This is a genomic window from Paraburkholderia sp. SIMBA_027, from assembly GCF_046535315.1.
Classification (GTDB): domain Bacteria; phylum Pseudomonadota; class Gammaproteobacteria; order Burkholderiales; family Burkholderiaceae; genus Paraburkholderia; species Paraburkholderia tropica.
The window spans coordinates 1-269 of the sequence record NZ_JAWRWY010000666.1; the positions used below are offsets into that span (position 1 = coordinate 1).

Genomic DNA, 269 nt, shown 5'->3' on the forward strand with positions numbered 1-269 from the left:
CGGCGATCAGCACGTGAATCAGGAACACCCACTCCCAAGTGGCAAAGCTCGCGATCGAGCCGCCGACGACCGGCCCGAAGCCCAGCCCGAGCCCAAACACGACGCCCCACCAAGCGAACGCTACGCCGCGCTCCGGGCCGCTCTGAAACTGATGGGATAGCACCGCGACCTGGCACGACAGCATGGCCGCGGCGCTCACGCCTTGCAGAAATCGGGCCGCGATCAGAAGCGGCGCACTCGGCGCCAGACCGCAAATCAGCGACGCGATG

At 67.3% G+C, this 269-nt stretch carries 1 protein-coding gene; it reads right to left on the reverse strand.

Going from position 1 to position 269, the window contains the following annotated elements:
- On the reverse strand, positions 1-269 hold a 269-nt coding region (locus SB764_RS40675; RefSeq protein ID WP_410866853.1), incomplete at both ends, for an MFS transporter.